Annotated in this window: 10 protein-coding genes; 9 read left to right on the top strand and 1 reads right to left on the bottom strand. The window is 54.2% G+C overall.

Going from position 1 to position 14,062, the window contains the following annotated elements; translation table 11 throughout:
* Entirely contained in the window at positions 1-1,488 is a 1,488-nt protein-coding gene (locus Q0K10_RS07930) for a hypothetical protein (protein WP_294505540.1), read from the bottom strand.
* A gap of 203 nt (positions 1,489-1,691) precedes the next feature.
* Between Q0K10_RS07930 and Q0K10_RS07925 the strand changes: the two genes are divergently transcribed.
* From Q0K10_RS07925 to Q0K10_RS07885, 9 genes are all read left to right on the top strand, one after another.
* Complete coding sequence (locus tag Q0K10_RS07925) at positions 1,692-2,099, top strand: hypothetical protein (protein WP_294505537.1); 408 nt, start codon at positions 1,692-1,694, stop codon at positions 2,097-2,099.
* A 143-nt stretch (positions 2,100-2,242) separates the two neighbouring features.
* Positions 2,243-3,013 carry a triose-phosphate isomerase gene (gene tpiA, locus Q0K10_RS07920; protein ID WP_294505532.1) on the top strand — a complete coding sequence of 257 codons (771 nt, stop codon included), beginning with the start codon at positions 2,243-2,245 and terminating at the stop codon, positions 3,011-3,013.
* Between the two features lie 173 nt (positions 3,014-3,186).
* Positions 3,187-3,537, top strand: a complete 351-nt coding sequence (gene secG / locus Q0K10_RS07915; RefSeq protein WP_294505530.1) for a preprotein translocase subunit SecG — start codon at positions 3,187-3,189, stop codon at positions 3,535-3,537.
* Between the two features lie 26 nt (positions 3,538-3,563).
* A complete protein-coding gene (locus Q0K10_RS07910; protein WP_294505526.1) occupies positions 3,564-4,262 on the top strand; it encodes a hypothetical protein in 699 nt (232 codons plus the stop codon).
* Between the two features lie 74 nt (positions 4,263-4,336).
* A complete protein-coding gene (gene pilM / locus Q0K10_RS07905; protein WP_294505524.1) occupies positions 4,337-6,157 on the top strand; it encodes a pilus assembly protein PilM in 1,821 nt (606 codons plus the stop codon).
* A 14-nt stretch (positions 6,158-6,171) separates the two neighbouring features.
* On the top strand, positions 6,172-7,506 hold the full coding sequence (locus Q0K10_RS07900) for a hypothetical protein (protein WP_294505521.1): 1,335 nt from the start codon (positions 6,172-6,174) through the stop codon (positions 7,504-7,506).
* 18 nt (positions 7,507-7,524) lie between these two features.
* A complete protein-coding gene (locus Q0K10_RS07895; RefSeq protein WP_294505518.1) occupies positions 7,525-8,763 on the top strand; it encodes a hypothetical protein in 1,239 nt (412 codons plus the stop codon).
* Between the two features lie 69 nt (positions 8,764-8,832).
* Positions 8,833-11,427: a hypothetical protein gene (locus Q0K10_RS07890; RefSeq protein ID WP_294505514.1), complete on the top strand. Its 2,595-nt coding sequence runs from the start codon at positions 8,833-8,835 to the stop codon at positions 11,425-11,427.
* Between the two features lie 25 nt (positions 11,428-11,452).
* Positions 11,453-13,975 carry a hypothetical protein gene (locus Q0K10_RS07885; RefSeq protein WP_294505511.1) on the top strand — a complete coding sequence of 841 codons (2,523 nt, stop codon included), beginning with the start codon at positions 11,453-11,455 and terminating at the stop codon, positions 13,973-13,975.
* The last annotated feature ends 87 nt before the right edge of the window (positions 13,976-14,062 follow it).

Below are 14,062 nucleotides of genomic sequence, written 5' to 3'. Positions count from 1 at the left end.
TCAGCGTGCGGCATTCTGCGGGATCAGTTCATCGAGGGATTTGAGTTCGCCGCCGGATTCGGCCGGCGGGCTGTCCGGATGTACGAGCACTCCCTTCGCCGTGAGAAAGAAGAAGCTCTTTTCCCGGTTGAGCGTAGTGGTGCTGAACAGATATTTGAGGATCGGAATCTCCATGAGGAACGGGACGCCGATCGTCTGCTCGACTTCGCTTTCCCGACTCCAGGAGGCGAGCAGCTTCTCCCCGCCGGAGAGCAGATTGCACTCTCCGGTCACAGTGCTGACTTCCGCGAGTTCCGCTCCGTAGTTGTTGCGTTCGACCACGTCGGCGGTGCGGACAAGATAATGGAACGTCACCAGGGCCTGCCTGGCGGGCTCCTCCTCCGGCAACCCGGTGCGGCTGTTGGCCGGGCCTCGCAGGTTGATCCGGGGGGCCGTGACCGTGAGCGAGAGCGGCGGAGGCGGTTCATCGCCGTTCAACAGCGGATTGGAGGCCTGTTCCGCCGACTCCGGGGGCTGAACTCCGCCCTTCATGCCGACGCCGGAGATTCCGACCTGAAGCTGGTCGTTGTTTCGTTTGAAAATCGCCTGCGACTGCGGGGAAAAACCGGCGGAATAGCTGGCGCTTTCGCTGTTTGCGACGGTCAGAACCGCGCTGTTTGCGATGTCGGCTCTGCCGTTTTGTTCCAGGACACGGATGAAACTCGCGTCGAACTGCGGTGCGATAAGGAATCCGCCGAATCCGCCCGAGGCGGCGGAAAGCGCCGCCGTTCCCGCCGAATCGAGGCTCATCGCTTCATATCCGATCTGCAGCAGATCGAGCCCCGGGCCGTTGCGCCAGCTCAGATAATCGACTCCGAGATCGCGTAACGTGCTCTCCCGCACTTCGTAGACCGTGAAGACGAGGTTGATCATCGGAATCGGTCGATCCAGCCACGCGAGGTATTTCATGAGATCGTTGCTTTTGTTGAAATCATCCTTCCAGTAGATGATGTTCGTGGTTGGATCATATCCGACGAAGGAGTCGACGCCGCCGTTGACACCGGTTCCGGTCATGACATCGACCATGGTCTGGGCGGAACGGAATTTTGCCGGGTAGACGCGGCGGATGATTCCGGTTCCGCGGATCGGATCGCCTTCCGCGCGACCTTCGATCCGGGAGGAGCGGTCGAGTTTTTCGAGCATATCGTCGACATAAGGCAGCAGACGGACCGGGCAGCTCACGGTCAGAAGCTGTTCGTTGCCGGCCTTGTAATTGATGCGGTTGACGGTCGACTGGGTGTTGCTGCGCTTGAGCACGCCGAGCAGAAACGGAGTGACGTCGTTGGCTTTCAGGTAACGGAGTTTGTATACCCTGGAAGCCATGTACTCCTGTGCGTCATCCTGAACAAGGCGGATCGTTCTTGAGGTATTGGAGTCCGGTGGAGCTGCGGAAAGAGCGAGGGGCAGAATCCCCGCCGCCGTGGCGATTGCCGTGAGAAATCGATTCATACGGATTCCCTTTCTTCTAATTGAACGGATTTGCGTATAATGTAGTGGTGTTTTGCGAGCGTTTCGTGAAGAGGATGTTTGTTTTCGGTTACGGGGCTTTTCCCGGGATTCCACGGCGGGGAAGCGGGGGAAAAAACTTGCAAATTCCACGTTGGCCGTCTAAATTAAAAGATCATGATCAGAGAGAACAGAGGGAGGATCCCATGAGGAACGTATTTTTGACGGTTCTGGCGGCCGCGGCGGTTCTGGCCGGAGGTGTGGGCTGCAACACTTCGGTTGTGAAATCCCTGCCGCCGGTGGAGGGGCAGACCAGTTCGACCGGCGCCCGGGTTGTGGCGAATCTGGAGGGGAGCAACTGGGGAGTTTTCCTGTTCTATTATATTCCTTTGTGGAGCGGCAATCCGAATCGTCCGAACCGGCGCGACTACACGACCTTCCGAAACCGGATCGAAAACAAGTATACGGCCGGAATGCTCAAGGGATGGGCCCGGCAGATGAAGGCGGATGTGGAAGATATCCAGATCACGGATTCCTCGACGGGCGCTTTTTCTCTCTGGATTCTCTGGCGGCGCAGCCAGACGGCGACCGCAGTTGCCGTCAAAAAGAAGTGACACTTCGGATTTCCCAAGTAAAAAAACGATGAATCCCGAATGTACAACGCCTTAAGAGTTGCAAAATGCTTTTCGGCGTGATATTTTTCTTACCGGCATTTTATTGTCATGGCACATTCCATATAACATAGAGAGGAAAAAGTATGAGCCGCAAAGTCATTATCGCTGGAAACTGGAAGATGAACAAGACCGCCGCCGAAGGGAAAGCTCTGGTGGAGGCGCTGAAGGGGCTGGTCGCAGATGTCCCGGCCGAAAAGGCCGATATCGTCGTCTGCCCGCCGTTCACGACGATTGCCGCCGTCGCGGAAGCGATCAAGGGCAGCAACATCAAGCTCGGTGCGCAGAACATCCACTGGGCCGCGAATGGAGCCTTTACCGGTGAGATTGCCGCCGACATGCTCAAGGAGCTCGGCGTGGAGTATGTGATCATCGGTCACAGCGAACGGCGTCAGTATTTCGGCGAGACCGATGAGACGGTCAACAAGCGTGTGAAGGCTGCGCTCGCCGCGGGATTCAAGCCGATCGTCTGCGTCGGTGAGATGCTTGAGGATCGTGAGGCCGGCAGAACGGAGCAGGTTCTGTTCACGCAGCTCGAAGGCGGACTCGCGGGGCTCAGCAAGGAGGAGATGGCGAAGGTTGTGATCGCTTACGAGCCGGTCTGGGCGATCGGCACCGGCAAGACCGCCACTCCCGAGATGGCCGAGGAGACCCACAACTACATTCGCATGACGCTCAATGACATGTTCGGCAAGGAGATCGGCGAAGGGGTCCGGATTCAGTACGGCGGGAGCATGAAGCCGGAGAACGCGAAGGAGCTCGTTGCTCAGCGCAACATCGACGGCGGTCTGATCGGTGGAGCGGCTCTTGTGGCGGAGAGCTTCTCCAAATTGATTCACAATGCCCTTATCGGTTGATTTTTTCCGTTTTTTTTGGAAAATAATTGATAATATTAGTGTGGATTCCTGAAAAAGGGGTTGACTTTTTCCGGGAAGAGCGCTAATGTTAGACCGGACCCGGAATGGGGAACACGGGTAGTTCTGTGTTCCCTCGTTCTGAAACCAACGAAGAAAAATAAGGCGCGATTGACATGATCGTATTTCTTTACGTGCTTGTGGCGATAATTTCGCTGCTGGTGATCGGGATCATTCTGATTCAGCCGTCGAAGTCCGGCGGCATGGGGGCTGCTTTCGGCGGGATCGGTGAATCGGTATTCGGCGCGCAGGTGGGCAGTCATCTGACGAAGGCGACCGTGATCATGACGGGAGTCTTTTTTCTGCTTGCCTTGATTCTGGCGTCGCTGATCGGTCACGGTTACCGCGACAACAATTCTGCTTCCGATGTGACGCGTCAGCTGGAAAGTGCAGTGGTGCAGAATGCGCCGGAAGCCGTGGTGGAAGCGCCGCCGGCGGAAGTCCCGGTGGAAGATAAACAACAGTAAACACGGGGTTGCGGGGAAATATTCTTATGAAAAAGTGGCTGTTACTGGTTGGCGTCGCCGTGTTGCTGCTATCCGACATGGCGGTTCTGTGTGCTGCTGCGGCTGAGGATATGTTTACGAAGGTTAAGATCAGCCTGAGTTCCATAAACCCGCCGAATTTCCGCAACACCAGCAGTAACGGCACCCCTTCGACCAGCGCCTCCTGGCGCAACAAATGGCTGGTTATCACCGTGGACTACACTCCCGTGGCGCCCAAGTCCATGCGGAATGCCTGGATCAATGATGTGGACATGACCGTGCGTGCCGTGTTCAACGGGCAGAGCGACGAGAAGTCGCGGGCATTTTATTTCAGCGGGGTCAGTCGATTCTGGACGGTTCCTCTGGACGGTCGCAAGCACATTGCCACGATGATGATTCCTCCGCAGCTTCTGGACCGTTATCTTCCGAGCAGCGGAAGTGCGAGTACGGTCAATACCGGCAGTACGTTTACGATTGAAGTTCTGTTTCAGGATCGTGCCGGAACCGTGATCGGCCGGGGGTATTATGGGAAACGCGGATTGTCGGATGCGGAATGTGCGGATTACTTTGCGAAGTTGAACGGGGGTGTCGTGACGGAGATTTCCGGAGCGATTCTCCCCCGCAATGAAACACCGTGGGCGTTTCTGAATATCGATGAATACGATCTGCTCAAGTCGGGCGGTTCGGCAGGTGCTCGCGAAAAGTAATCGGGATATATAATTTTTAATAAACGGTACCGGGAAATGCCATCCGGTGCGGAACATGTGGAACAATCATTAAAATGCCAAAAGAGAACACGGTTTTAACGATTGACGTCGGCGGCGACAGCTTGAAAATGGCCGAATTCGTCTTTCCGCCCGGCGGGGCAGTAGTGCTCCGCAAGTTCGCATTTCGCAAGTTGGAAGAGCGCGAGGGGGAGGATTCCTCTTTCGCCGAGGCCTATCTGGAAATGCTTGCGGAAAACAATTTCACAGCAAAGCAGGTTCGACTTTCGTTATCCGGGCAGTCCTCTTTTTCCAGATTGAGCAAGCTGCCGCTGCTGCTCGGCAACAAGAGCGCGATCACGCGAGTGGTGGAATACGAGGCGCGTCAGACGGTTCCTTATGCGATGAGCGAGGTGGTGTGGGATTACCAGTTGATTCGGCATGCCTGGTCGGATTTGCGCAGCGAGATCCAGGAGGATGGCAGCACGATTGAGATCTCCGAGGATCATGAGGAGTACGAGGCTCTGTTTGTCGCGGTCAAGACCGACCAGATCGTTCGTTACACCGATGTGATCGAAGATTCGGGGAAAAAGATTCTTTCCGTTGAGATTGCGCCGGTAGCTTTGTTCAATGCGGCAAAGGGAACGCAGCTGCATGATGATGAGTGTGCGTTGATTCTGAATATTGGCGGTCGCGGGTCGAATTTGATGATTTCCGATCAGAATCGTGTTTTCATCCGTCCGATTCCGATTGGCGGAGATACGATCACGCAGCAGGTTGCCAAGGAGTTCGGCATCGGCTTTACGGAAGCGGAGGAGCTGAAGCACCGGCACGGATTTGTTGCGCTTGGCGGAGCTTACGAGGAACCGGAGTCCGAAGTTGCCGCGACGATTTCCAAAATTGCGCGTAACGTCATGACGCGTCTGCATGGTGAAGTCAGTCGTTCGATCAACGTCTGGAGATCGCAGCATGGCGGACATCAGCCGACTCGGATTCTGCTTTCGGGTGGTGGTTCCACCATGTTGTACATTACGGACTTTTTCCATGAGAAACTCCGTTTGCCGGTGGAGTATCTGAACACCTTCGGTGCGATTACGATTGAGGAAGGGGTTGACAAGGAGGCGTTGCAGGCGATTGCTCCGATGTTCCAGGAGTTGATCGGTATGAGTCTGCGCAGTGTAACGCAGTGTCCGATCAATATTTCTCTGATTCCTGCATCGATCCGGAATCAGGTGGAACTGAATCGGAAGAAGCCGTATTTTTACATTTCGGCTTTTTCGCTGATTGCGTGTCTGGTAATCTTCTCTTACGGAGTGAACAAGCGTTTGAACTTCGACCGGCAGCGTGTGGATCGTGTGCAGATCGAAGTTGACAAGACCAATCAGAAGGTCAAGCAGGTGGATGGGCTGTACGGCCAGATGAATTCCGCCAAGAGCTCTTTTGAAGAGCCGATGCAGTTCCTGCAGGATCGCGGCAAGTGGACGAATATGCTGACTGAGCTTGAGCAGAAGATGCCGGATACGATGTGGGTGGCGAGTCTGGAAGGCATTGGGGACGAGGTTCCGTCGGATGATGGTTCGAGTTCTTCCGGGGGTGAGTTTACCGGTTTCGGCGGGAATCCGTTTGGTGCGATGGGGATGGGGATGCCCGGCCCCGAGTCGAATCTTCCGCCGTCGCCGGCAGATATCACGGAAGTCAAACAGCTTCGATTGATCGGTTACACACTGATTCTGGAGACGGATCTTCTGGAAGAGCAGTTTCTGAATCAACTGAAAGGTTCGACTTTTTTTGAGGATCGGGAAGGAGGTTCCTCTCTGGTTAAGTTCACTCCGGAGAAGGAGTATAACCTGAGCTCTTTCGAGATTCTTGTGAAACTTAAGGAACCGATCAGGAAATAGGACGGAGAACGACAGTGAATAGATTTGTAAAAAACAATTTGGTGCTGATTATCGTCCTTGGAATTTCCCTTGTCGCGACGATCGGGCTTCTGGTCTGGACGACGATGCAGTATCTTCAGATGTGGCGTTATATCACGCAGACGGAGAATCTGCGCGAGGAGATTGCGAATCTGATTAAGAAGACTCCGGCGCCGGTGGAAGGGAACATCCCTCTGATTGAGACGGACCGTAAACTTTACGAGCGGGTGGCGGCGCAGATCCGCAAGCCGTTCGGGCATCCGCTTCAGCCGGCGCTTGAGCAGTTCATCTCGGTGCTGCGCAGAACCGATGGAGAGAAAGTTACGCTTGAGAAATTCAAGGAAGAGTTCACTGCGGAATGGACCAAGAATGACAAATTTGCCGAACAGGAGCTGAATTACAGTTTGTTCAAACGCAATTTCCGTAATTGGGATGAGGCGATGCGGGTTTTCCGGTCGGTCGCGGAGAAAGCGACTGCCGAGCCGATCAATGACGGCAATATCGACGAGGTTTTCCAGTGTGCGATGGGCGTTCAGCGCAAACTGGGAGGAAAACCGGAAAATCTTCTGAGAATGATGACCAACTTCCGCAACGGAATGCTGGAACTTACGAAGGATAAGATTCAGTTCGATTCGGAGGAGGCGACATTCTTTTCGTTCTCGTTTGAAGGTATTGAATCGGGTGCCGCCTCGTCCGGCAGTTCCGGGATGGGGCCCGGAGTCATGGGTGGGGGAGAAGGTTCCCAGAACGACTATCAGACGGACAACTACCCGATGATCGCTCAGCATTGGGAAATTTTGAGTGATATTGTGAAGCGGTCGACGGAGTCCGGCATCACCAGCTTTGTATCGTTCCGCAAGCGTGCGGTGCAGCCGGAGAAGACAGGCAGTTTCGATGTTTATCATTATTCGATCGAAGTGACCGGGACGATGGAAAGCATCCGGAAACTGGTTGGAATTCTGGATCAGGCCTATCACGACAACCGGGTTTATGTGGTTCGGAGCATATTCCTGTATCAGTTGGAAGACGATGCACTGCTTCTGGTGAAGCCGGAGCTCGCCTTGGAGAAGGAAGCGGTCGAAGGTCGTCAGATGGCCATGCCGGAAATGCCGCGTACGAGACGCAGAGGCTCTGCCGCTCCGCGTGAGAGTGCGGAAGAGCGCCAGGCTCGGGAGATGGAGGAACGTCAGGCTCAGGAAATTGCTGAGCGTGAGAAGAGTCTTCCTTACTATCATCGGAGTGGGTATGGTGTGCCGGTAGTCGGGAAGAACGGTCTTGTCCGTGCGATCATCGACGTGGAATATATCATGGAATCCGGCAGCGGAATTTAGTGAAAGCGGAGGTTTATTTTGGATATTCTGAAGAAACACTACGAAAAGCTGATTCTGCTTTTGCTCCTGTTGATTTTCATCGGTTTGATGTTTCACGTGCTGAGCATCGTGAAGCAGACCGGGGAGATTCAGGATCGCCATCTCCGGATTCCGACACGTGAGCCGGACTACAAGACCCAGGATCCGAACGCTGAGGGATTCGACGTCGACAAGATCTTTCAGGAGACAAGTTTGAGCTGGGTGAATCCCGGTCCGCGTTCGAAGTCCGACAGCGGGGTTTACACGGATCTTGCATATGTATTCAAAATCGTGAAGTGTCCTTTCTGCGGAAAGTTAATTCCCCGGAAATACATGGACGAGATGCAGGTTTGTCCCTTCTGCAGCAACAAGGAGGAGGGTGGCGCCAATTTTGTGAAGCCGCCGGAAGATGTTATCGTTCCTGCGATTCCTGACGAGCTCAGGCAGCAGTACGGGCTGAATTCGAATGATCCGGATTGCGACTTCTACGATCTCGACGGGGATGGTTTTTCGAATGTCTATGAATATATGATGCAGACGGATATGGGGAACCCGCGTATTCATCCGCCGCTCTGGCATCGTTTGCGAGTCATTGAAGTCGGTCGGATTGTGCTGCCGGAGAAATTCGTTCTGGTCAATATGATGGACAGCGATGATCCGAAGCAGTGGGAATTGCAGATCGATTCTAGCGGTATGAGCAATTTCTACACGATCGGCATGGAGCTTGAAATCGATGGAAGATACTTTACGATCGAAAGTGTCGAGCGTCAGGCCGGGGCCGGTCCGGACAAGAAGGATCGTTTTGTCGCGACCATGAAAAATACCGAGAATGGTCAGACGTTGCGCCTTGCGACCGGAGAAGCAATTCGTTCCTTCTCCGACAAGGCGGTGTTGCAGGATGTTGCCAACAAGCGGCAATATACGGTTGTGGTCGGAGATACGGTCAGCGTCGGCGATCGTCGTTCCGGAACGGAAACATACCGGGTCAAGGAGTTTGACATCAAGGAGGGGACCGTGCTTCTTGAAAATCCGTCAAACACGGAGAATCCGACGGTCGATGAGAATGGAACAAAGATGCTGATTACCGGGTCGGGCCGGATTCCGCCTGCGTTGATGGTGAAGATTCCGCAACCGCGGGAGGATATGCCGGGGGGCGTGCCCGGTTACGGAAATCCCGGTTATGGAAATCCCGGTTATGGGAACAGGCCTTATGGAAATGTACGGAGACCTGGCAGATAAGTGTGAAATTTCAAGGTATGAAATTCAGAGATAGATCGATCGATTAACAAATTAAGGTAGACAACGAGCATGGAAATCTCAAACCGAAAGCTGTTTTCGCGGGGTATGGTCGCGATTGGTTTCGCGGTTGCTTTTTCCGGAGTTCCCGGCGAAGTATTCGCCGCAGAGCAACCGGAAACAACAGCTGCCGTCGCGACGACCGGAACGGGAGACAACGAGTTGAGTGCGCAGGAGAAGGCGTTGCGCCGCAAGAAATTTGAGGAGCAGGACGCCCGGCTTGAAGCCGCCCGGAAAATGGACTTTGAGAATGGGAAGAAGGAGTTCCAGGCGGTTATCGCAGAGCTTGCAGATCCCACGCAGAATTTCGGAACGCTCGGGAAGGAGCGGCATCGTCTTTTCCTCAAAGAGCTCGAAGCGATGAAGCTGGCCCAGGGCAGGGAGTTGCTGGTTCAAGCCCGGACCGCGGCTTCGGAAGAGCGGTATCCGAATGCGATTCAGCTTGCGACCGAGGCGGTGGATGTATCCAAGCCGGAGAAACGGCAGGACGGTTCTCAGGGGGATTCCCCGCTGCTCGTTGAGGTGGAGGATTTCATCGAGTTCTGCAGAACCCGGCAGAGTGCTCTCGAGACCCGGCAGGCGGCCAGTATAGCGAATTCCTATCCGCAGCATGAAGCAAATCTGGCCACCATCAAGCGTCTGCTTGCCGAGGCCAGGGTTTTTTATGATGCTCAGCGCTATGAGGAGGCGATTACCAGAATCGAGGAAATTTATCTGATCGATCCTTACCAGCGCGATGCGATTCAGATGATGAATGACATTTATAAGAAGGTATATACCGCCGGGTTGCATCGTCGCGAGGCCGATATTGCCGGTATTCTGGCGTCGGACATGTGGCAGTGGGTTGAACCGGTATTCCCGGTCAGTGTCCAGCCCAGCCTGAAAGAGGGGATCAGCAAGGAACCGGCGGGACAGGGAACGCTCGCCAAAATGGAGCGGATCGTTTTTCCGCGGATCGAGTTTGAGAACATGGACGTGAAATCCGTTCTCAGTTACCTGAACAACCGCAGCAAAGTTCATGATCCTGACAAGGAAGGGGTTAACATCTCCTATGGATTCGGCAATCGGAGTCCGGAGAGTTACCCGCATGTGACGATGAACCTTTCGCACATTCCATTGAGCGAAGTGATCCGGTATGTCTGCCAGAATACGGGGCTCAAATATCGGGTTGACCCGACGGGCGTGTTTGTCGGACCGAATGTCGATGAAATGCAGATTCAGTACTTCCAGGTCCGCGGTGATCTGATCTCCAGCATCACAGGAGATGACAGCGCCGATGCAACGGAAGCGGGGATGGCTGCCGGTGGTATGCCGGCCATGCCGCCCGAGGCCGCTCCGACGCCGTCTGGAGTGAGTGGAGAAGGCGGCGAGGCATCCAAGACCTTCCTCGACCGGGCCTCCACCCGCAAGCCTTCGGTTACCGCGATGGCGCTGATGCGTTATTTCCAGGCCCGTGGCGTTCCGTTCGGCCAGGGAAGTTCCATCACTTATGATAAACGTGCCAGCAAGTTGATTGTGCGCAATACGCTGGAAAATTTGCGTCGTCTCGATGAGCTGATCCGCCAGCTCGATGCGATTCAGACTCCGCTGGTCATGGTTGAGATCAAGGGGATCGAAATCAGCGAGACCGATATGCAGGAACTTGGTTTTGACTGGTCCATGGATGTTGTTTCGCGGAATATGACCTTCGATTCGGACGGCAATGCTTCTCTGACCGCCGGCGCCGACAAAGGATGGGCTTTCGGCCAGGGTGCGAACCGGTCGCTGAATACGCGAGGCATGACTTCGAACGATGCGCTCTGGGGAATCAATACTGCGGTGATTAACAAACTCAATATTTTCCCCGCGATTTTCGGCAAGCAGAGCATTTTCGGTTCCGATGTACCTTTCAATCTTTATCTGACCATCAATGCTCTGAGTCAGAACTCCAAGACCGAGACGCTTTCCGCGCCGAAGGTCATGACGACCAGCGGCAACAAGGCATCGGTTCAGATGGTCAAGAGTTACTGGTTCCCGACCGACTGGGAAGAGTATGAGATCGATGATGACGACAATGGAGTGTCGATCACAATTCCGACGCCGGACTTTGAAGAGTTTGACGACATCGGTATTTCGTTCGATGTGACTCCGGTTGTGAATCCCGACAACTACACCATCACATTGGATGTGAACCCGGTTTTCCGGAACTTCATCGGGAAGGATGAGTATCCGATCGTGGTGACCGGTGAAATTACCCGTTATGTCAATTCGACGGATGAGAATGGTCTTCCCATTCCCGGCATGCTGACTCTGGAACGGGTGGAGGAATCGATGACATTCAACGTCTGGATGCCGATGATCTCCTCGCGCAAACTTCGTGTCAATGTCACGGTTTATGATGGTGAGACGATTGTTCTCGGCGGCATGATCGACAGTGCCGTCAACAAGCGCACGGATAAGTGGCCGATTCTTGGTGATCTGCCGTTTATCGGCCGTTTCTTCACAACTCAGGCGGAAGACACGGTTCGCAACAATCTGTTGCTGTTCGTTACGACCCGTCTGGTGAACAATGACGGCATTCCGATCCGTCGGGGGCAGCAGAACGGCTCGCCGGACTTCAATCGGTAAAAATTAACGCCGGAGGCATAAAGATATGTTGAATAGAGAGTCAAAATTACTTGGGCTGGCAGTTGCATTCGGCTTCGGATGCATGTCGGGCGCGCAGGCGGCGGATTCGCCGACTCCGGTCGTCACGCCTGAAATGCGGGTTGTGAGCAATCAGTATGACGTTGGCAGGCAGCTTGTGGAAACTGAGGCGAACGCCCTGGTTATCCGTGCAAATAAGTTGTTGACGGAAAAAAAGTTCGAGCAGGCACGCGATTGTTACATTCAGGCGCAGAAGAAGTTCGAACAGTTCAGCACCAGTGAGTTCCGCGAGCGGGTAGCGTACTGCCAGCGGATGATCAAGCAGAGCTATATTGAGAAGGCCAATGAGGCGATGCGTATAGCGGACGAGCGTGCCGTCGCACAGGATTTTGAAGAGGCGATCAAGCTCTGCGAAGAAGCGATCAAGTATTGTCCGGAAGAGCGGGATGCTCTTCAGGCCAAGATTGCGCATTACCGGAAGCGCCAGGCTGCGGCCGCGCAGCGTGAGGATCTTGCGGTGAGCAAATTGCTCCCCAATTATTCGCGTGAGGAGTATGACATTCAGGTGCTTCTCCAGCAGGGGCGCGAACTTTTCAATGCGGGGGAATTTTCCCGTGCGTTGCGCAAATTTCAGGAAGTTCTGCTGATCGACCCCTATAATGCGGATGCTTTGCAGAATGTTCTGGCCACCAATACGCAGATTGGCCGTATCGGAAAGATCCGTTTTTCCAACACACTTCGGAAGATGACTTCGGAGGTCAATTGGAAGTTTGCTATTCCGATCACGCCGGATTCGGACGGTGAAGTCGGCACGGATCTTCTGCTTGACGGTCCCGTTGAGCAAGTTGACAAGGAAGAGAGTGCTCTTGAGAAGAAACTGAATTCGATCATCATTCCGCGCATTGATTTCGACAATGTGTCGATCGCTTCGGCGATCCGGAATCTGAGCGAACAGAGTCGCAGACTTGACCCGGAACGTCTCGGGGTCAACATTGTTCTGCGCACTTACGATGATTCTGCTCTGCGGCAGCAGTCCGGGGAGATCGGGCCGGATGGAACGCCGGTCAATCCTTATGGCGGGCAGAACAATCAGCCCTACCCCGGGCAGAATTTCCCTCAGAACCCGAATGCTAATTTCAACGTGGATCCCAACGCCGATCCGAATGCGGATCCGGATGCCATTCCCTTTGAAGAGCGTCCGGTCAGTCTCGTGACCAACAACCTTACCCTGATGCAGGTGATTGCCAGCCTCTGCAAAAACGCCAATATGCGTTACCGGGTTGAGAAGTATGCGGTAGTGCTCGCTCCGCAGAATGTTGCGCTTGATGAAATGGAAACCCGGATTTTCCCGGTGGATCAGTCTGCGCTTTCTTCCATCGATGGAGGTGGTGAGGACAGCGCGGCTCTGAGAAATTATTTCGAAAGAGACAATGCCATTCCGTTCCCGGTCGGTTCTTCGATCGTGTATGACAGCCGGATCAGCCGTTTGATTGTGACCAATACGGTGGAAAATCTTCGCGCCGTCGAAACGGTAATCAACGAGGTGCTTGATCAGCAGGAGCCGATGGTTCAGATCATGATCAAGTTTATTGAGATCTCTCAGACGAACCTCAAGGAACTTGCGTTTAATTATCAGCTCGCGATCAACAACCGCGACACTTTGAGCCCGGACGGGCATACGGTCAAAATGGGGAACAGCTCCAATGAGCTGATGCGTTATTACCGCGATGACAGTGGGGATGCCACGACTGCCGCGCGGGATCCGCTTGCGGACAGCACGTTCTCCTATGTCTGGGAAAATTCTGATGGTACCCGTGTCACCGGTTCGATGTTCGCGTTGAACTGGGCGGACAGCGGTGATGTGCTCGCGTCTCCGCGTGTCACGACGCTTCCGGGGCAAACGGCGCACATCGAGATGGTCACCGAACGCTACTTCCCGGAAGAGTGGGAGACCGTTGACCTGGATACGAACAACAGCACCGGGGATACGAACGAGACCTCTTCGAGCTGGCGTACGATTCGTGCAGATCCTCAGCCGCAGTTCGAGTCTGAGCCACGCAAACTTGGTATTGTGTTTGATATCACTCCGGAGATCGATCGTGAGCGTCGAACCATCACTGCACCGGTGGTGTTCCCGATTCAGACCTTCTCCGGCTGGATGATCTTTGATGCCCGTGCACAGAATGCCAATGAAGATGGTGGTGACGACAGCGGTGATGATGATGAATACTTCAAGATGCCGATTTTTGATCGTCGTGAAATCAACACCGTGATCACGGTCTATGACGGTGATACTGTGGTGCTCGGCGGAGTCGCTTCCGATGTTACGGAAGTCGTTTACGACAAGATCCCGGTGCTTGGAGATCTGCCCTTCATCGGCCGGTTGTTCCAGTCCCGCTACACCAATGCGGAAAAACGCAATCTGCTGGTTTTCCTGACCTGCAAGCTGGTCAAACCGGATGGGACGCCGTTCTATCCGCAGGAAGAGCAGAATCGCGGAGTTCCGAAGTTCGGTCAGAATTATTTCTGAGTTAGAGCTTCCAGAAAAAGCAAAACCGGAGCAGGGATTTCCCGCTCCGGTTTTTTTATGCGGGGATCTCTTGAACAATCGACCGGA

The sequence above is a fragment of the uncultured Victivallis sp. genome (assembly GCF_944391105.1).
In the GTDB taxonomy this organism is placed as follows: Bacteria; Verrucomicrobiota; Lentisphaeria; order Victivallales; family Victivallaceae; genus Victivallis.
Note: the sequence above shows the minus strand (reverse complement) of the source record. Positions and strands in the feature narration are given on the sequence as shown.

Excerpts from the sequence above, each read along its gene's own strand:
- Q0K10_RS07930 (WP_294505540.1), bottom strand. The coding sequence starts at position 1,488 with ATGAATCGATTTCTCACGGCAATCGCCACGGCGGCGGGGATTCTGCCC.
- Q0K10_RS07925 (WP_294505537.1), top strand. The coding sequence starts at position 1,692 with ATGAGGAACGTATTTTTGACGGTTCTGGCGGCCGCGGCGGTTCTGGCC.
- tpiA (WP_294505532.1), top strand. The coding sequence starts at position 2,243 with ATGAGCCGCAAAGTCATTATCGCTGGAAACTGGAAGATGAACAAGACC.
- secG (WP_294505530.1), top strand. The coding sequence starts at position 3,187 with ATGATCGTATTTCTTTACGTGCTTGTGGCGATAATTTCGCTGCTGGTG.
- Q0K10_RS07910 (WP_294505526.1), top strand. The coding sequence starts at position 3,564 with ATGAAAAAGTGGCTGTTACTGGTTGGCGTCGCCGTGTTGCTGCTATCC.
- pilM (WP_294505524.1), top strand. The coding sequence starts at position 4,337 with ATGCCAAAAGAGAACACGGTTTTAACGATTGACGTCGGCGGCGACAGC.
- Q0K10_RS07890 (WP_294505514.1), top strand. The coding sequence starts at position 8,833 with ATGGAAATCTCAAACCGAAAGCTGTTTTCGCGGGGTATGGTCGCGATT.
- Q0K10_RS07885 (WP_294505511.1), top strand. The coding sequence starts at position 11,453 with ATGTTGAATAGAGAGTCAAAATTACTTGGGCTGGCAGTTGCATTCGGC.